This window comes from Promicromonospora sp. AC04 (assembly GCF_003058225.1).
In the GTDB taxonomy this organism is placed as follows: domain Bacteria; phylum Actinomycetota; class Actinomycetes; order Actinomycetales; family Cellulomonadaceae; genus Promicromonospora.
Window position 1 is genome coordinate 700,448 of record NZ_QBUG01000001.1, and the last position, 17,666, is coordinate 718,113.

17 protein-coding genes are annotated in these 17,666 nt (G+C 71.0%); 5 read left to right on the forward strand and 12 right to left on the reverse strand.

Annotation, left to right across the window (positions count from 1 at the left end; translation table 11 throughout):
• Window positions 1-146 precede the first annotated feature (146 nt).
• Together C8K30_RS02945 and C8K30_RS02950 are read right to left on the reverse strand one after the other, a co-directional pair.
• A complete protein-coding gene (locus C8K30_RS02945) occupies window positions 147-710 on the reverse strand; it encodes a hypothetical protein (protein ID WP_108491357.1) in 564 nt (187 codons plus the stop codon).
• Between the two features lie 76 nt (window positions 711-786).
• Window positions 787-1,455 (reverse strand): trypsin-like serine protease, encoded by a 669-nt coding sequence (locus C8K30_RS02950; RefSeq protein ID WP_158280921.1) that lies wholly within the window; start codon window positions 1,453-1,455, stop codon window positions 787-789.
• A 119-nt stretch (window positions 1,456-1,574) separates the two neighbouring features.
• Between C8K30_RS02950 and C8K30_RS02955 the strand changes: the two genes are divergently transcribed.
• The 3 genes from C8K30_RS02955 (at window position 1,575) to C8K30_RS02965 (ending at window position 3,527) form a co-directional block, all read left to right on the forward strand.
• Complete coding sequence (locus C8K30_RS02955) at window positions 1,575-1,757, forward strand: DUF1330 domain-containing protein (RefSeq protein WP_233256942.1); 183 nt, start codon at window positions 1,575-1,577, stop codon at window positions 1,755-1,757.
• Window positions 1,758-1,911: 154 nt separating this feature from the next.
• Window positions 1,912-2,280, forward strand: coding sequence for a YciI family protein (locus tag C8K30_RS02960; RefSeq protein WP_108491359.1), 369 nt, complete (start codon window positions 1,912-1,914; stop codon window positions 2,278-2,280).
• Entirely contained in the window at window positions 2,277-3,527 is a 1,251-nt protein-coding gene (locus C8K30_RS02965; protein WP_108491360.1) for an RNA polymerase sigma factor, read from the forward strand. The genes C8K30_RS02960 and C8K30_RS02965 overlap by 4 nt, the downstream gene beginning before the upstream one ends.
• 83 nt (window positions 3,528-3,610) lie before the next feature.
• Here the strand turns inward: C8K30_RS02965 and C8K30_RS02970 are convergent, their stop codons facing one another.
• Window positions 3,611-4,657, reverse strand: coding sequence for an NAD-dependent epimerase/dehydratase family protein (locus tag C8K30_RS02970; RefSeq protein ID WP_108491361.1), 1,047 nt, complete (start codon window positions 4,655-4,657; stop codon window positions 3,611-3,613).
• Between the two features lie 53 nt (window positions 4,658-4,710).
• Between C8K30_RS02970 and C8K30_RS02975 the strand changes: the two genes are divergently transcribed.
• A complete protein-coding gene (locus tag C8K30_RS02975) occupies window positions 4,711-5,397 on the forward strand; it encodes a TetR/AcrR family transcriptional regulator (protein WP_108491362.1) in 687 nt (228 codons plus the stop codon).
• Between the two features lie 18 nt (window positions 5,398-5,415).
• On the opposite strand, the gene C8K30_RS02980 is transcribed toward C8K30_RS02975, so the two are convergent.
• The 9 genes from C8K30_RS02980 to C8K30_RS03020 all read right to left on the reverse strand — a co-directional run bounded on the left by C8K30_RS02980 (window position 5,416) and on the right by C8K30_RS03020 (window position 16,382).
• The gene (locus tag C8K30_RS02980; protein ID WP_108491363.1) at window positions 5,416-6,375 is read right to left on the reverse strand and encodes a family 43 glycosylhydrolase; all 960 of its coding nucleotides are present in this window, start codon (window positions 6,373-6,375) and stop codon (window positions 5,416-5,418) included.
• A gap of 2 nt (window positions 6,376-6,377) precedes the next feature.
• The gene (locus C8K30_RS02985) at window positions 6,378-7,211 is read right to left on the reverse strand and encodes a carbohydrate ABC transporter permease (RefSeq protein ID WP_233256990.1); all 834 of its coding nucleotides are present in this window, start codon (window positions 7,209-7,211) and stop codon (window positions 6,378-6,380) included.
• Between the two features lie 69 nt (window positions 7,212-7,280).
• Window positions 7,281-8,123, reverse strand: coding sequence for a carbohydrate ABC transporter permease (locus C8K30_RS02990; protein ID WP_199230359.1), 843 nt, complete (start codon window positions 8,121-8,123; stop codon window positions 7,281-7,283).
• Window positions 8,124-8,339: 216 nt separating this feature from the next.
• Window positions 8,340-9,629 (reverse strand): extracellular solute-binding protein, encoded by a 1,290-nt coding sequence (locus C8K30_RS02995; protein ID WP_108491366.1) that lies wholly within the window; start codon window positions 9,627-9,629, stop codon window positions 8,340-8,342.
• 78 nt (window positions 9,630-9,707) lie between these two features.
• Window positions 9,708-10,766: a LacI family DNA-binding transcriptional regulator gene (locus C8K30_RS03000; RefSeq protein ID WP_108491367.1), complete on the reverse strand. Its 1,059-nt coding sequence runs from the start codon at window positions 10,764-10,766 to the stop codon at window positions 9,708-9,710.
• A gap of 201 nt (window positions 10,767-10,967) precedes the next feature.
• On the reverse strand, window positions 10,968-13,151 hold the full coding sequence (locus C8K30_RS03005) for a glycoside hydrolase family 2 protein (protein ID WP_108491368.1): 2,184 nt from the start codon (window positions 13,149-13,151) through the stop codon (window positions 10,968-10,970).
• A gap of 27 nt (window positions 13,152-13,178) precedes the next feature.
• Window positions 13,179-14,111, reverse strand: a complete 933-nt coding sequence (locus C8K30_RS03010; protein WP_108491369.1) for a carbohydrate ABC transporter permease — start codon at window positions 14,109-14,111, stop codon at window positions 13,179-13,181.
• A 1-nt stretch (window position 14,112) separates the two neighbouring features.
• On the reverse strand, window positions 14,113-15,024 hold the full coding sequence (locus tag C8K30_RS03015) for a carbohydrate ABC transporter permease (RefSeq protein WP_233256943.1): 912 nt from the start codon (window positions 15,022-15,024) through the stop codon (window positions 14,113-14,115).
• Window positions 15,021-16,382: an ABC transporter substrate-binding protein gene (locus tag C8K30_RS03020; protein WP_108491891.1), complete on the reverse strand. Its 1,362-nt coding sequence runs from the start codon at window positions 16,380-16,382 to the stop codon at window positions 15,021-15,023. The genes C8K30_RS03015 and C8K30_RS03020 overlap by 4 nt, the downstream gene beginning before the upstream one ends.
• A 146-nt stretch (window positions 16,383-16,528) precedes the next feature.
• On the opposite strand from C8K30_RS03020, the gene C8K30_RS03025 reads away from it, so the two are divergent.
• Entirely contained in the window at window positions 16,529-17,524 is a 996-nt protein-coding gene (locus tag C8K30_RS03025; protein WP_233256944.1) for a LacI family DNA-binding transcriptional regulator, read from the forward strand.
• Window positions 17,525-17,666: the final 142 nt, after the last annotated feature.

A 17,666-nucleotide genomic window follows, 5' to 3' on the forward strand; every position in this document is an offset into this window, starting at 1 on the left:
GGGAGCCTAACAACGGTCACGACCGGCGGCTCGCCCTTCGGTCGTCGGCACGACCTCTCGGTAGACCCGGGCCACGACGTCAAGACGTCTGTGGGCTCCCACATCCGTGGGAGCCCACAGGCTCGTCCGTGCCCGGCCAGCTGCGGTCAGTCGCAGCTGTCGCACCTGCCGGTCGCGGGCAGCTGCATGTAGCAGCCCGGGCAGCTCGCGGGAGCGGCGTCGGGCGCGTGCGCGAACGTGTTGGTCTGCGTCCCCGAGAACCCGGCCATCAGGATGCGCTTGTATCCGCCGCCGTCCTCGTGGACGTCGACGAAGCCCTTGTTGAAGTAGGCGGTCACCTGTTCGCCCGGCCCAGGCGAGACCGCGACGTACGAGCGGGACGACGGGATCCAGATGCGGGTCTTGTCGAGACCCTCGGCGATCTCGCGCATGACCGACCGGTGCACCGCAGGGATCGGCAGCGCCTCGAGCGCGGCGTCGAACGAGTCGAAGTCGGCGCGGCCGTCGCCGACAAGAGCCACCAGGCACGTCTTGCAGATCTTGAACTTCTGCCTGTCGAGCTCGGTCGCGGGCTGCAGGGCGGCCAGCCGGTCCGCCGGCAGGTGCTGGCAGTCCTTGCCGTGCAGGACCCTTCCGTATGGAACCCGGTAGAGCAGCTCGATCGGGATCTCCGCTCCTGCAACGGCAGGGGTCTCGCTGGACGTAGTCACCCTTCCAGTATGGCGGCTTGGAGGCCCCGCTGGGGCCACCACTTTCAGCCGCCTTCCGGGGGCGAGCGGGGTCAGCTCATCGCCTGAGCTCCGCGCGGATGAGGTCGGCGTAGACATCGACCCTGGTGAAGCCGCTGTAAGCGTCCTGGCACACCGTCCCGTTGCGGGAGAGGATCGGTCCGAACACCCCCGGCGACGGGCCCGGCAGACCCTCCTCCTGATAGATGCCCCAGCCGAGGATCGTCGCCGGCCGCCCGGGGGTGTAGCGCCAGCCGTCGTCGCCGTCGACCATCCGGAGCGTGCGGTACGGCATCGGCTCGTCGAGCGTCAGGACAGCCAGGTCGCCGCCGCCCATGAACGGCGGATCGCCGAGGTCGGCCGCGGGCGGCGGCACCCGGGGTGCATTCCACACGGTCACGACGTCGCGGACGGTGCCGCGCTGACCGTGCAGGTCGGTCCGTCCGCCGATCACCTGGAACTGCTCCGGCGTCAGGTCGTCGATGCAGTGCGCCGCGGTCACGACCTTCGTCGGGGCGACCAGCGCACCACCGCAGAACTGGCCGGACGGCGTCGTCGGGTCGCCGACGCGGCTGAGGAACACCATCCACGGGTACTGCGTGGTCGTGGCGTCCCTGCCGCCGACGATCGCCTGCGCCTGCGTCGCACCGAGCGACAACGCCATGACGACGGCGAGAACGGGAACGAGCAGGACGGCTGCGAGGCGTGCGGCGATCGAATGCGTCATGTGCTTGACCGTATGGAGCCTGCACCAGCCGAACATCGGGATTGTCCCTGGTAGAAACCCTGACTGGCCGCGAGTTCGGGAGAGGATCAGTACCTCCACGACGGCCGAAGGAACCCACAGTGACCCGCGGCGGTCGGGTCGTCGCGCACGACGCCGGAATCGCCGAGCGCACCATCCTGATCGAGTTCGACAGCTTCGAACAGGCGGTCGCCGCACGCGCGAGTGCGGCCTACCAGGAGGCGCTGGCCGCACTTGCCGACGGCGTCGAGCGCGACTTCCGCATCATCGAAGGCCTCGACTGACGATCGAGGCTGGGTCGGTCGCAAGCGCTACGAGCCGTCGTCGGCAAACCGAGCGAAGATCTCTTGTGGCCGACCTGTCGTATCTGGCGTGGCCCTGACGACCAAGGGGTACGACGACGGCAGAGCGCCGCCGGATCCGAGTCCAGGAGGAACCATGAAGTACCTGATCCTGATGCAGGTCGACCCCACCGTCCTCGAGCAGCTCACACCCGAGCAGGGCAAGCTGATCGGGGACGGCCACAACGCCTTCATGGCGCACACCAAGGAGCGCGGCGAGTTCATCGCCACGCAGGCGCTGGCCGACCCGAGCCAGACCAAGGTCGTGCGCTCGGTGGCCGGGGTAGCGCAGACGAGCGACGGTCCGTTCGCGGAGGCCAAGGAGTACCTCGGCGGCTTCTACCTGGTGGACGTCGAGGACGAGGCGCGGGCGCTGGAGCTCGCCCACATGATCCCGGACAGCAACATCGACGGGCTCGCCCTCGAGGTGCGGCCCGTCATGTTCAGCGACCTCGGGGACCTGTGACACCCGGAGCCACCGAGGGCGGGGACCTGCTGCGCGACCTGGCGCCGCAGGTCCTCGCCCGGCTCGTGCGCACCCACGGCACAGGCCAGTTCGACGTGTGCGAGGACGCCGTCCAGGACGCGCTGCTGGCGGCGCACGGCCAGTGGCCGGCCGATCCGCCGTCGGACCCTCTGGCTTGGCTGGTGACCGCGGCCCGACGCCGGTACGTGGACCGCATCAGGTCCGACAGCCGACGTCGGGACCGGGAGGCTCGCGAGGCGCTCCTGAGCGCACCGTTGCACCCGCTCGCGACCGGTGCGGACGCGGGTCTGTCCCTCGCCGACGACAGCCTGCTGCTGCTCCAGCTCTGCTGCCATCCCGCGCTGCCCCGGCCTGCGCAAGTCGCGCTGACGCTGCGCGCCGTCGCCGGCCTGACGACAGCGCAGATCGCGAACGTGCACCAGCTCCCCGAGACGACCGTCGCGCAGCGCATCACGCGCGCCAAGCGGCGCCTGGCCGAGCTCGGCGGCGACCTGCCGCGGCCCCGGGACGCGGCCGAGCGGCTCGGTCCCGTGCTCGACGTGCTCTACGCCATGCTCACCGAGGCCCACCTCACGACCGACGGCACACCCGCCCGCGACACGGACCTCGCGGCCGAGGCCATCCACCTCGCGCGGCTCCTGCACCAGGCCCTGCCTGGCGATCCCGAGGTAGCCGGCCTGCTGGCGCTCATGCTGCTCACCGAGTCGCGCGGACCGGCGCGCCAGGCCGACGACGGCTCGCTGATCCCGCTGGACGAACAGGACCGGACCCGATGGGACCAGTCCCTCGCACACGAGGGGATCGCGCTGGTCGAGGCGACCGTGCCAGGCGCCGCGCCCGGGCCCTACCTGCTGCAGGCCTGCATCGCCGCGCTGCACGCCGAGGCCACGGACACCGCCTCGACGGACTGGACCGAGATCCTCGCGCTCTACCAGGTCCTGGAGGTCGTGACCGGACGCCAGAACCCGACGATCACCCTCAACCGGATAGTCGCCGAGGCCCAGGTCCACGGCGACGGCTCCGCGCTGGGCTCCCTCGACCTGCTCGAGCAGGCGCACCCCGGGCTGCCCCGGCTCGACGCGGTGCGCGCGCACCTCCTGGAACGCCTGGGCAGGAACGCCGCGGCCGCCGACGCCTACCGCCGGGCCGCGCGCGCCACCCGCAACCTCGCGGAGCAGCAGTACCTCCAGCAGCGCCTTCGCCGCCTCACGCAGGCATCCGCCTGAGAACCAGGCGGAGGTCAGCCACGACCGACGCCTCGAAGGCGCGATGCCACCGGACTGGTGGACGACCACTCCCCCGCCGCTGGTCAGCGCAGCTGGCGCGTCGCACCGTTCTGACGTGACCGGACGAGCCCGAGCTCGATCAGGCTCCGGCCCGTGTCGGTGACGGTGGTGCGCAAGGGCCGCATGCTCCAGCCGAGCTCGCTGCGGGCCTTGTCCGCACTGACGCGCTCGGGGCTGCCCACGAAGTCGAGGCCGAGCCGCACCTCGCGGTCGAACCGGCCGACGGCCCACAGCATCCAGTACGGCATGGGGCGTCTCGGCACCCGGTAGCCCTGCGGGCCGAACTCCTCGCTCAGGATCCGTGCCATGTCTGCGAGCCACATGTTGTCACCGGCGCAGATGTACCGGTTGCCGGCGGCACCGGGCACCTCCATGGCGAGCCGGTGCGCCCGCGCCACGTCGCGCACGTCGACCGGCGCGAACCCGAGCTCCGGGATCGCCGGCATCTCGTGGTTCAGGATCCGCCGCACCAGGGCGACCGAGGTCCCGGCCGCGACGTGGTGCAGCGGGCCGAGCACCAGGCCCGGGTTCACGGTGACCACCTCCAGGTCGGGGTGCTCCGCCGCGAACCGCCAGGCGGCGCGCTCGGCGAGGGTCTTGCTCTTCGGGTAGGGGGCCGCCCGGTCCAGGTCGCTCCAGTCCTCCTCGGTGCGCTGCCTGCTCTCGTCGCGGGACCTTCCCGCGGCGACGGCGGCAACGGACGACGTCACCACCACACGACGCACCCCGGCGCGAGCGCTCGCCTCCAGCACGCGGAGCGTCCCGTCGACGGCGGGCCGGATCAGCTCGGCCTCATGGCGCGGCGGCGTCGGCGGAAAGGGCGACGCCACGTGCAGCACGTGGTCCCGGCCGGCGACCGCCGCGTCCCACCCGGCGTCGTCGGACAGGTCCGCCTCGACGAGCTCGAGGCGACCACCCAGCGCGTCGCGGATGCGGTCCAGGTGCGCGAACCGCGCGGGGTCACGCAGGGAACGCACGGTCGCCCGCACCTCGTGGCCGCTCCTGAGCAGATCCTCGATCACATGGCCGGCCACGAAACCCGTGGCGCCGGTGACAAGTACCTTCGACATGGCTCTCCAGTCTGAACAGTGCTTAGATACTGAGCACCGTATAGTTTGCCGGGATGAAGGTCAACACGCAGGCAGGCGACGGCGCCCACGACGACCGATCAGCCTCAGGAGCGCGCAAGCGCGAGACGTACCACCACGGCTCGCTCCGCGAGGAGCTGCTCGACGCGTGCGTGCGGCTCATCGAGGCCGAGGGAATCGGGGCCGTGAGCCTGCGGCGCGTCGCGCGCGAGGCCGGCGTCAGCCCGGGCGCGCCCTATCACCACTTCCCCGACCGGGCGGCGCTGCTGTCCGCCATCTCGGCCCGGGGCTTCGAGATCCTCGCCGAGGACCTGGCCGCCGCCGTCGCACATCCACCAGGCACACCCGGGCCCGACGACGTCGCGCGCGCCGTCGCGGCATACGTCGCCTTCGCCAGGCGGCAGTCGGGCCACTTCCAGATCATGTTCCGCCCCGAGCTCTCCCAGCCGGAGAAGCATCCGGCCGTGCGCGAGGCGGGCGACGCCGCGCTCAAGGTCGTCACTGACCTGGTCGACGGGCTCGGCTTCGCCGACCCGCAGGCACTCGCGATCACGCTCTGGGCGCTGGCCCACGGCCTCGCGTCGCTGACGCTCGACGGCCAGATCGCGCACATCGCGGCGAGCTGGAGCACGGACGGCGACGACCTGCTCACCCGCGCCCTCGGCCAGGTCGGCCGTTCGCTCGACGTCGTGACCGAACCGGGCGCGAACGCCACGCCCTGACCACGCGCGAGCCCCGCGTCATCGGTCCGCCCCTACCTGCTCGACGAGCAGCTTCCCGTCTGCCCAGCGCACGGGAATCGGGTCGCTGACGCTCCCCACGAACTGCCCGTCCGGGCCGTCGTGGTGGAACGCGAGCAGCGCCCACCGGCCGTCCCGGCGGCGCACCAGCTTGCCGCTGTACAGGCTGGAGTCGGTGAGCTGCTGCGCGGCCGCGACGTCGAACGGGCCCAGGACCGAGGCCGCGGGCGCGGCCCAGACGCCGCCGGTCGTCCCGCCGGCCCGCTCGTCCGCCATGTCCGTGGCCAGGCAGGAGAACACGAGGAGCGGGGCACCGTCGACCACCTCCACCTGCATGACCTCGAGCTGCCCGAAACCCTGCCCGGGCTCGGTGAGCGGCGGCCGCAGCTCCCAGGTCCGCAGGTCGGTCGACCACGCGTGCCCGACGACGCCGCGGTCGTCCGCCGGCCCGGTACGGCCCCGCGCCGTGATGAGCATGTGCCAGCCGTCCCCGTCCGGGTCGGGCAGCACCCAGGGGTCCCGGAACGCCTCGTCGTGCCACTGCCCGTCGGCGAGCGTCTCGTACCAGCGGGGGTCGGCTTCCAGCACCGGGTTCTCCGGCGCCTTGTGCCAGGTCATGAGGTCTGACGACGTCGCATAGCCGATGCGCTGGACGTTGCCCTCGGGGGTGAGCGTCGCGCCGGTGTAGAAAAGGAACCACGTGCCGTCGGGGTGCCGCACCACGGAGCCCGTCCAGGTGGCCAGGTCGTCCCAGGCCGGACCGTCGGACCGCACGAGCGCGTCGGCGACGCGCGTCCAGCTCACCAGGTCGTCGGAGACGGCGTGGCCGATCGAGGCGCGGTAGTGGCGGGCGTCCGGCTCGTGCAGGGCGCGCGACGCGTAGAGGAAGAACAGGTGGTGCCGCTCGCCGTCGTCGGCGAACCAGAAGTCCCACACCCAGGAGTCGGGAAGAGTGAACATCATCAACCTTTCACGCCGCTCGCGGCGACGCTGCTCACGAACGCACGCTGGAAGGACAGGAACACGACGAGGACCGGCAGGGTGATCAGCGACGTGTACGCCATGACCTCGCCCCAGGCCGTGTTGAGCTGGAAGAAGTACTGCATGCCGACCATGACGGGGCGGAGCTCCTCCTGCTGGACCACCATCAGGGGCCAGAGGTACTGGTTCCACGCAGGCAGGAAGGTCAGGATCGCGACCGTCGCGAACGCCGGGCCGGCGAGCGGCACGATGATCCGGCGGTAGATCGTGAACCAGCCGGCGCCGTCGATCCGGGCCGCCTCGTCGAGCGACTTGGGGATCGTCGAGAAGTACTGGGTGAACAGGAAGATCGAGAAGGCGTTCGCGATGAACGGCACGATCTGCACGTGGTAGGAGTTCAGCCAGCCGAAGTCGTACTTGAGCAGCCCGTCCTCCCACACGAGGGTCGGGAGCTGGGAGACCCAGTAGACCATCGGCACGGCGATCGTCTCGAAGGGCACGATCAGCGTGGCGATGACGAGGGCCAGCACGAGGCCGCGTCCGCGCCACCTGAGCCGGGACAGGGCGAAGCCCGCCATGCTGTTGACGACCAGCCCGAGCCCCACGACCAGCACGGTCACCAGCACGGAGTTGAACAGGAAGCGGGCGACCGGGACGCGGTCGAACACTCCCGCGTAGTTGTCGAGGCTGATGTCGCCGACCGGCAGGAAGGCCCGCAGCGAGGACACGTCGGACAGGATCTGCCCGTCGGGCTTGAGGCTCGAGACGAACATGAAGACCAGCGGGAACAGGAAGAACGCGGCGAGCGCGGTCATGGCCGTGTAGGTCCAGATCCGGCGCCGGCGGCGAAGCTGCTTCTCGCCGCGAAGATCGGTACTCATGACTCAGTCCTCGTCTCGGGTCAGGCGGCGCTGGATCAGGGCGATGACCAGGACGATCACGAAGAAGATCAGTGAGATCGTGGCGCCGTAGCCCGTCTCCTGCTCCCGGTACCCCTTGCGCACGGCGTGGTAGACGAGCGTGGTCGTCGAGTTCACGGGGCCGCCCTGCGTCATCACGTCGACCTGGACGAACAGGCCGAGCGCGGCGATGGTGATCGTCACGAGGACGAACACCATCGTGGACCGCAGGCCGGGCCAGGTGACGTTCGTGAACTGCTGCCACGGTGAGGCGCCGTCCATCCGGGCCGCCTCGTACAGCTCCTCGGGGATGGTCTGCAGCCCCGAGAGCCAGATGAGCATGTGGAAGCCGACGGCCTGCCAGATCGACAGGACGATGATCGCGCCCAGCGCCGTGCTCGGGTTGTTGAGCCAGGCGGTCCCCTGCCAGGCGCCGAACGTGACGGTGTTGATGAACGAGTTGATCAGCCCGTCGTCCTGGTACATGAACTTCCAGAGGATCGACACGACGACTATCGACGTGACGACCGGGACGAAGAAGATGACCCGGAACGCTGTGACGCCGCGGATCTTCTGGTTCACGAGGACGGCGAGCGCCAGGCCCAGCCCGGCCTGGACGGGGACGATCACTGCCGCGAACACGAACGTGTTCAGGGTCGAGCGCAGGAACGTGGGGTCGGCCGTGAAGGCGCGCACGAAGTTGTCCAGGCCCACGAACCGCGGCGGGTTCGGGGAGATCAGGCGCGCGTTGGTGAACGACAGCCCGAACGCGAGCAGGACCGGGACCACGAGGAACAGCAGCAGGAGGATGAGCGCGGGTGCCGCCATGGTCAGGCCGGCACGCTGCTCGCGGCGGCCCGCGGCGGCCCGACGACGGCGGGATTGCTGGCGCCCGGCGGCCGGCCGTTCGGTGGGTGCGGTATGGGTGAGTGTCATGGTTCTCGGCTCCGTCCGAGCGCACGCCGCCCGTGTCGGACGTGCAGGTCACCGGGGTGACCTGCACGTCCGACACGGCGGACCGTGCGCCGGTCAGGACGGACGGCTTTAGAAGCCGTACCCGTCGTTCGACGCGATGTTGGTGTCGATCTCCTGCACGGCACCGTCGAGCGTGGACTGCACGTCCGCGCCGTTCATGATGTCCTTCGCGGCCTTCTCGAAGGTCGAGGAGATGACCGGGTACGCGGGCGTCTCGGGGCGCGGCACGGCGAACTCCTGCGACAGCTCCACGAACGGCTTCAGCTTCCCCTCCGGCCCGAAGTGCTCGGACGCCGCGGTGGCGGCCTCGGTCGCCGGGATGACCACCTGCTTGTCGCTGAACGCGGTGATGTACTCGTCCTGGAAGCTGAACTCCAGGTAGGCGCGGGCGCCCTCGGGCGACTCGCACGTCGACGAGATGCCCCACTGCCAGGAGGCGCCGCCGATCTTGGGGCCGTCGCCGAAGTCCGGCGGCGGGAGGAACAGCACGTCGTCGCCCGCGGCCTTGACCGCGTCGAGCGCGTTCCACATGCCCGTGTAGCTCAGCGCGACCTCGTCGTTGTTGAACTCCTCGTTGCCGATCGTGCCGCCGTTGCTGGTCCAGCCCTTGGCGAAGGCGTCCTGGAACCACGTGAAGAACTCCACGGCTTCCGGCCCGTTGAGCGCTCCCTCGGCGGAGAGCATCGTGTCGCGGTCGATCAGGTCGCCGCCCGCGCTCTGCAGCATGGGCGAGTAGGCGTACGACCACCACTCGCCGGCGTCCTCGGCGCCGATGTCCAGCGGCGTGTCGTAGCCGGCCTCCTTGAGGGTGCCCAGGGCGTCGTCGAACTCGTCGATCGTCCACGGCTCGTCCACCGTGGGGATGCGGATGTTGTTGTCCTCGAGCACCGACCTGCGGGCGATGACGCCGAGCGCGGCGTCCCAGTAGCCCGCGCTGTAGATCTCGTCCTGGTACGAGCCGACGGCGGTCGGCAGGAGCGAGTCCGTGATCTCGGTCGGCAGGTCGAGCGGCTGGATGTAGCCGGCCCACGCCCAGTTCGGGACGATCGGGCCGTCCATGTCGAGCAGGCACGGGAGGTCGTCAGCGGCGGCGGCCGCGACGATCGCGTCGTTGTAGGCGCCCTGCGGGAACGACTCCTCGACCACCTCGTACTCGTCCTGCGACGCGTTGAAGTCCTTGACGATCTGCTCGTAGACCTCCAGCTCCGCGGGGTTGCCCGCGGAGTGGGTCCACATGGTCAGCTGCACGCGCCCGTCGTCGGACGTGGTGCCGCCCTGCCCGGCCTGGCCGCACGCCGTGAGGGCGAGGGCCCCCAAAGCGGACACGGATAGGATCTTCGCGAGGGATCCTCGGTTCATGATGGATTCCTTTCCTGGTGGCCGACGTCCGCGTCGGGCACCGCTCTGCGACCGCCGCGAGGCGGTCATGGGGTTGTGTCAGGCTCGTCGCCGGCTGGAGTTGGCTGCTGCTGCCGGCGGCGAGCTCACGGAGTCCCGACGGATGATCGGGCACGGCATGAGGTATGTCTGGTCGGGCGCCGGGGGTTCCCGGGCCCCGAGGGCAACCTCGGTCGCCCACCGCCCCATCTCGTAGTGGGGCAGAGCGACGGTGGTCAGCGGCGGGTCAAGTTCGCCCGCGACCAGCTGCTGGTCGTCGTAGCCGACGACGGAGAGGTCGGCCGGGATCTCCAGCCCGCGATGGCGCGCGGCGACGTACGCCCCCGCCGCCATCCGGTCGTTGAAGCAGAAGATCGCCGTCGGACGAAGGTCTGCCGGCAGGTCCAGGAGGCGCTCGGTCGCAGCGCGTCCGCTGGCCGACGTCGTCTCGCTGCCGTGGACGTGCCAGGCCGGATCCGGCGTGATGCCCGCCTCTGCGAGCACCTCCAGGTACGCCTGGCGACGCAGACCTGACGCGACGGGCGGGTTCAGCTCCTCCGCGTCGACGTAGGCGATGCGCCGGTGGCCCGCCGCGACCAGCTCGCGTACGGCGGCCCGGCCGCCGGCGAGCTCGTCGGGCACGACGGCGGGGTGTCCGCCCGAGACGGGGCGGCAGTCGAGGAACACCGACTGGGCCGGGAGGTCCGCCGGCGTCTCGACGACCTGGTGCCACATGCAGGCGTAGATCATCGCGTCGACCTGCTGGTCGACGAGCGCGCGGATCGCGTCGCGCTCCACCGCCGGGTCGGCGTCGGTGTTCACGAGGAAGACGAGGTGGCCGTGCTCCCGCGCCGCGTCCTGCGCGCCGGCGAGCATCCGTCCGGCGAACGGCGTCGTCGCGATCACGTCGGAGACGAGGCCGATGGTCCGGGTGCGCTGCATCCGCAGGCCGCGGGCTATCGAGTTCGGCGTGTAGCCGACGGTGGCCGCCGCCTCGCGCACCCGCACGCGCGTCTCCTCGGAGATCCGCGCCCCGGTGCGGTCATTGAGGACGAGCGAGACCGTGCTGGTCGAGACACCGGCCGCAGCCGCGACGTCGGAGATTCGAACCCGTGCCATCCCGTCCTCCTCACGGCGGTGTGAGCCTGCTAAATCGATTGATCACATATTGCACCTGACCCCGCCACGCGTCAAGCCCTCATCGGGGCTCGCCTCGTGACCCTCGAGGAGGACCTCCGGCGCGGGGCTGAGCCGTCCGCATCGGCTCCGCCCCGCTCTGGTTCTGGTCACACAGTTCTGGTCGGGCGGCGTCCGGCCCGGTCACTCCCAGCGCTCACCGCGCCGGTTCGGCTCCTCGATCGGCGCCGCGTCCACGAAGGCGCGCGCCCGCACCGTGCCGCCATGGTCGACGAGCCAGAGGTGCAGCCGGGCGGACGACACCGGCCCGGGCGGCGGCACGGTGACGCGGACGGCGGGGCTGAGGACGAACGGCTTGGCCTCGACGGCCTCCGACATGACGCCCCACGGTTCGACGGCGGCGGCAGCGTCGTCGGCTGCGGCTGCGGCGGCGGCGGCGAACGGCGTGCCCGCCGGCACCCAGGCCGCGCGAACCTGCCCGCTCACGACGTTCGGTCCGTGGTGCGAGACATGCACGTCGAGGGCGAGGTCGGCGTCCGGGACGGCGATGTCGGCGCCCGCGTGCGCCGGCACCAGGTCGACGACGAGCACCGTGTCGGCGTTGACGTCGCGCGGGTCGAGGCCGCCGCGGTCCTTGGGCCGGCGGTCGGCGTCCAGCAGGCCCGCCATCTCGTGCTCGACGTCGGTCAGCTCCGTGTAGACGTACCCGGCGAACCTGTCGTGGCGGCGCAGCTCCTGGGTCTGCCAGCGCAGGTGCCAGGCCCGTTCCAGGCTCGTGAACCCGGCCCCGTACTCGCTGTTCAGGACGGGTACGCCGGTGCGCGGGTGGTCAGCCGACCCGTACAGCGACTTCCGCGCCACGAAGTCGGGGGCGAGCCGCACCGGGAAGCTCTCACGCGTGCCGTCGGCCAGGCCCGCGACGTTGGCGGCCCACGCGGCCGGGTCCTCGTCGTAGTAGTGCCAGTCCACCAGGTCCGTCCGGACGTGGGCCCAACCCGAGTTCTCGACGATCGGGCGCGAGTCGTCCACGGCGCGTAGCGCCTCGTAGGCCCGCACGACAGCGGCCGAGCGGTCGGCGCTGCCGGGGATGTCCCAGTCCAGCCCCCACTCCTCGTTGTAGAGGCCCCAGATCACGATGCTCGGGTGGTTCCCGTCCCGCTCGACCATGGGAGGGATCTGCGCCTCGAACGCGAGCGCGGCCTCGGCGCTGAAGCGGCTCGGGGCGGGCGGCTCGGCCCAGACCAGCATGCCCGTGCGGTCCGCGTGGTGCAGCCAGCGCGGGTCCTCCAGCTTGATGTGCTTGCGGACCAGGTTGTAGCCCAGGTCCCGCGCGTGCTCCAGGTCGGCGACCAGGGCGTCGACGTCGGGGGCGGTCTGGCCGGACTCGGGCCAGTAGCCCTGGTCGAGCACTCCGCGCAGGTAGACGCGCTCGTCGTTGAGGTACAGGTGCTCGCCGCGACGGTCGATCCGGCGCAGCCCGCCGGTGACGCGGACGACGTCGGGAACGACGTCGGTGACGCGGACGACGTCGGTGGCCGGGCCCTCGCCGTCCGCCACCTGCCGCGCGCCGCGAGCGGACCGGCTGGTCACGGTGAGGACGTACAGGTGCGGGTCGGCCGGGCTCCAGAGCCTCGGCTCGGCGATCTCGACGCGGCCCACCGCGGAGCCGCGCGCGTCGGCGACCAGCTCGATCCGCTCCCCCGCGCCCGCCTCCGGGCCCGAGCCGGCCGTGACCTCGACGGTCACCACCGCACCCGCCGGTGCGTCGCCGACGACGTCGACCGCGACGTCGAAGCCGGTCAGCGAGTCGCCCCGCAGCTCGACCCGGGCCGCGTAGGTGCGGCCGCGCGCCTCGAGCCAGACCGGCTGCCAGATACCCGAGGTGGGGGTGAACGAGACGCTGTCGTAGTCGTCGCGCGGGATCGACCGCTGCTTGCCGTGCGGGATGTCCCGCTTGTCGGCGGGCGCTTGGACCTCGACCTCCAGCGTTCCCGTGGCCCCGGGCGCCAGGACACCGTCGAGGTCGACCTCGAAGGCCGTGGAGCCGCCGACGTGCTCAGCGACCTGGACGCCGTCGACCCGCACGACGGCTCGGTGGTGCACCGCGCCGAAGCAGAGCACGGGCCGCGCCCCCGCCCACTCGGGCGGGACGGCGATCGGGCGCCGGTAGGTGGCACGTTCCAGCCAGGTACGCCCGACGCCGGAGACCGGTGTCTCCCAGGCGAACGGGACCTTGATCGGCACCGTGCCGCCGGGCACGTCGAGGTCCCACGTGCCCTCCAGGCTCGTCCAGCGGTCGGACCGGTCGCGGTCGGGGCGGGGATAGTCGGGGCCGGGGTACTCGGGGCGTGTGCGGGCCGAGGTCATGTGTGAGCCTTTCGGGGAGTGCGGGCGTCAGCCCTTGACGCTTCCGGCGAGGATGCCGTTGATGAAGTGCCGCTGGAGTGCGATGAAGACGATCAGGAGCGGAACCAGGGCGATCGACGCGGCGGCGAGCAGCTCGCCGGTCACGGTCGCGTAGTCGGCCCCGACCCGGTTGCCGGTGATGTTCTGCGCGAGGGTCGACAGGACCACCTGCAACGTGGCCATCCGCTCCGAGCTGGCGGCGACCACCGGCCAGACGAAGTCGTTGTAGATGTTCATGACGGTCAGAACCGCCAGCCCGGCCAGGGCGGGCCGGATCACGGGCAGCACGATCCTGGTGAAGATGCCGAACTCGCCGCAGCCGTCGACGCGGGCGGCGTCGAGCAGCTCGTCAGGGACGTCCGCGATCACCTGCCGCATCCAGAAGATGGCGAAGGCGTCGACGGCGCCGGGCAGGACCAGCGCCTGGTAGGTGTTGACCCAGCCCAGCGCCTTCATCTCCAGCAGCAGCGGGATGATCAGCACGATCGTGGGCAGCATCAGGGTGATCAGGACCGTGCCGAACAGCAGGTCGCGGCCCGGGAACCGGTACTTGGCGAACGCGTAGGCGGCCAGCGGGGCGCAGAACAGGGTGATGGTCCCCTTGGTGACCAGCACGACCGCCGTGTTGAGGAAGCCCTGGCCGATCGGCACGTCGGCGAACATCCGCCGGTAGTTGTCGAGCGTCAGCGCCGTCAGGTCCAGGCCCAGGGGGTCGCTGATGATCTGCGTGGCCGGCTTGAACGCCGAGATCAGCGCCCACACGACCGGGGCGAGGAAGGCGAGGGCGAGCAGCAGCAGGAAGACCTGGGAGCCGACGGCGGCGGGCAGCCCACGGGGGCTCGTCCGGGGCGGCCGGGTCGCCGCCGCGCGGGTCCGGGCCGACCGGGTCCCGGCCGGGGTGGGGGCGTGCGTGGTGGTCATGTCAGTCCTCCGTCCGCAGGAACCGGACGAACAGCAGCGAGAGGCCCATGACGACGACCACGAGCAGGAACGAGTTCGCCGCCCCGGTGCCGAGGTCGCCCCGGGTGATGTGCTCGTACAGGTGCAGGCCCGCGGTGGTCGTCGAGTTGTACGGGCCGCCGTCGGTCACGACGAACGGCTCCGCGAACATCTGGAACACGGCCAGCGTCTGCAGCACCACGGAGAACATCAGGGTGCGCCGCACCAACGGGACCGTGATGCTCCAGAGCTGGCGTGTGCGGGACGCGCCGTCGATCGCCGCCGCCTCGTACACGCCCGCATCGATCGACTGCAGGCCGGACAGCAGGATGATCACGATGAAGCCGGTGGTCTTCCACAGGAACAGCAGCGCCAGGGTCGGCTTGGCGAACTCGCTGGTGGTCAGCCAGCCGACGTCGGGCAGGCCGACGAGGTTCAGCAGGCTGTTGACCGCGCCGTAGTCCTGGTCGAAGACCACCACCCAGATCTGGGCGACGGCCACCAGCGGCGTCACGAACGGCACCAGGAACGCGATCCGGTAGAACGAGCGCATGCAGATCTTCGCGTTGTTCAGCAGCACCGCGACCAGCAGGCCGAGCACCACCTGGACCGGGACGATCATCAGCCAGAGCGCCGCCGAGTTGCCCAGCGAGCCCCAGAACATCTCGTTCCCGAGCAGGTAGGTGTAGTTGTCCCAGCCCACCCACCGCGCGGCGCCCGAGCCGCGCCAGTCGGTGAAGCTGAGCCGCAGCGTGAACAGCATCGGGTAGACGCTGAACGCCACGAACAGCGCGACGAACGGCAGGACGAACACGTAGGGCGCGACCTTGCGGGGCAGCCAGGGCCGCAGCATCGGGCGGCCCCGGCTGCGCCCGGGGGCGACGAGCACGCTCACTGGCGGTCGACGAGGTTCGTCTGGATGTCCGCGGTCGACTGCTCGATGACCTCGTCGGGTGTCATGTCGCCGTCGTACATCCGCTGGACGTTCGTGCCGAGGTAGTCGACGGCGCCGGCCCACCACGCGGGAGCAGGTGCCCCGCCGGGGATCTCGGCGCCGGCCTCGACCGCCGTCGTCCACAGGTCCTGCCCGCCGAGCCCCTCGACCGGGCCGAACAGCGGCTTCGCCGGGTCCGCCGCCGGGGCGTACGCCGGGATCGAAGTCGCCAGGCCGTTCGGGTAGGTGTCGTTCTCGCCCCACACGGCCCGGTAACCGTCCTCGTCGAACATCAGGAACTCGTAGAACAGCCACGCCAGCTCGGCGTTCTCACCGTCCTTGGGCAGCACGAACGACGACCCGCCCATGGCGCCCGAGCGTGCCCCGCCGTCCTCCCACGCGGGCAGCGGCATGGCGCGCCAGTCGCCGCTGGTCTTCGTGAGCTGCTGCTCGGGGGCGAAGCTGAACCAGATGGCCCAGGGGTAGAACACCTGGTCACCGGACTCCAGGGCGCCGACGTCGCTGGGCGAGAGGTACTCCGCCCGCGTGCCGAGGCCCTCCTGGTTGACCGTGTCGAGCCAGCCGAGCACCTGCCGGTACTCGTCGGAGTCGAGCTGCAGCTCGCCGTGCTCGTCGGCAAGGGCGGTACCGAGCTGGCTCGCGTACATCTCGAGCTGGAGCTGGCCCAGGAACGCGCTCTGCTCCAGGTGGATCGGCTTCGATCCCGGCACCGCCTCCTGGTAGGCGCGGGCCGCCGCCAGCAGGTCGTCGTAGGTCTTGATCTCGGTCGCGTCGATCCCGGCGTCGGTCAGCGCCTTCTCGTTGTAGAAGAGCAGGCCCGGGTCCAGGTCGAAGGGCACGCCGCGGATGGCGCCGTCGAGCGAGTTCACGTCGATCTTCTGGGGCGCGATGTCGTCGGTGTAGGGCGCCAGCACGTCGCTCAAGTCCCACAGGTAGTCGGAGAAGCCGGCCACCTTGGCGTCGTCGAGGAACACGCCGTCGGGCACGTCCGTGCCGGTGATCAGGGTGTTCTGCAGCTTGGCGTCGATGTCGACGGCCTCGTGGTGCACGGTGATGTCCGGGTAGACCTCGTTGAAGTCGTCGATCACGGCGTCGAACACGTTGAACAGGTCGCCGGACCGGTCCCAGATGGTGATCTCGCCCTGCGGCGACTCGTCGGTGGGCGCCTGGAGCCGGTCGGCCGCGACCGGCTCCGATCCGCCGGACTCACCGCTCGTGATGGACGGGCCGCAGGCGGCCAGCGCGACCGCGAGGGTCAGGGCGCCGGCCGCCGCGCGGGTGTTCTGGTTCGGGTGCATGAGCACTCCCTTGTGCATGCGCGGTGCCTGTCGTACCGCGAGGTTTTCCAACGTGTGCAAACTATCGCTGCTTTGCGCACGTTGCAAGGCCTATCCTTGGTCCACCAGGATGAAAGGGGATCGCGTTGCCGATCACACTCCGCGATGTGGCAGAGAAAGCCCAGGTCTCGGTACGGACGGTGTCGAACGTCGTCGCCGGCTACACGCACGTCAGCGAGCAGACCCGAAACCGCGTGCAGGCGGCGATCGAGGAGCTCGACTACCGGCCCAACCCCGTGGCCCGCACCCTGCGCACCGGTCGCACCGGCGTGCTGGCGCTCGTGGTCCCGGAAATCGACGTGCCGTACTTCGCAGAGCTCGCCCGGGAGGTGATCGACGCCGCTGCCGAGCTCGGCTACCGCGTCATGGTCGACCAGACGGGGCACGACCACGAGCGCGAGCGCCGGCTGCTCACGGGCGCGGACCGCACCATGCTGTTCGACGGCGTCCTGTTCAGCCCCCTGGTCACGCCCGGCGAGCTCGCGGAGATGGAGCCCAGCCGGAGCATGCCGCTCGTCCTGCTCGGCGAGCACGACTTCGACGGCCGCTACGACCATGTGGCCATCGACAACGTCCGGGCCGCCCACGACGCGACCGCCCACCTGATCGCCAGCGGCCGCACCCGCATCGCGGCGATCGGCACGCAGCCCGACGAGGACTACACCACCCCGAGGCAGCGCACCCTGGGCTACGAGCGTGCGCTGCGCGAGGCGGGGATGACGCCCGAGCGCGAGCTCCTGCGCCCCGCCGCGCACTACCGGCGCGCGGACGGGTACGACGCCGCGGCCGCGCTGCTCGCCCTCCCCGAGCCGCCGGACGCGATCTTCTGCTACTCCGACCTGCTCGCCATGGGCGCGATGCGCGCCGTCTTCGACGCCGGCCGCAGCGTGCCCGACGACGTCGCCGTGATCGGCATCGACGACATCGAGGAGGGCAAGTACTCCCACCCGAGCCTGTCCACCGTCTCGCTCGACACCCCGTTCATCGCCCGGCAGGCGGTGGGTCGGATCGCCGAGCGCATCGGCGACCCGGACACACCGGCGATCGAGCTGACGGCTCCGCACACCCTGCTGGTCCGCGAGAGCACGGCGGTCCCGAGCTAGGCGTCGGCAGTTTGCCCCGCAAACTCGGCACTTGGCACCGAGGTCGGCTCAGGCCTTGACCGACCTCGGTGCCAATGCCGACCTCACAGGAGAGTGCCGACCTGGGCCGACCGGCGGACATGGCTCGGTTCAGAAGTTGGTG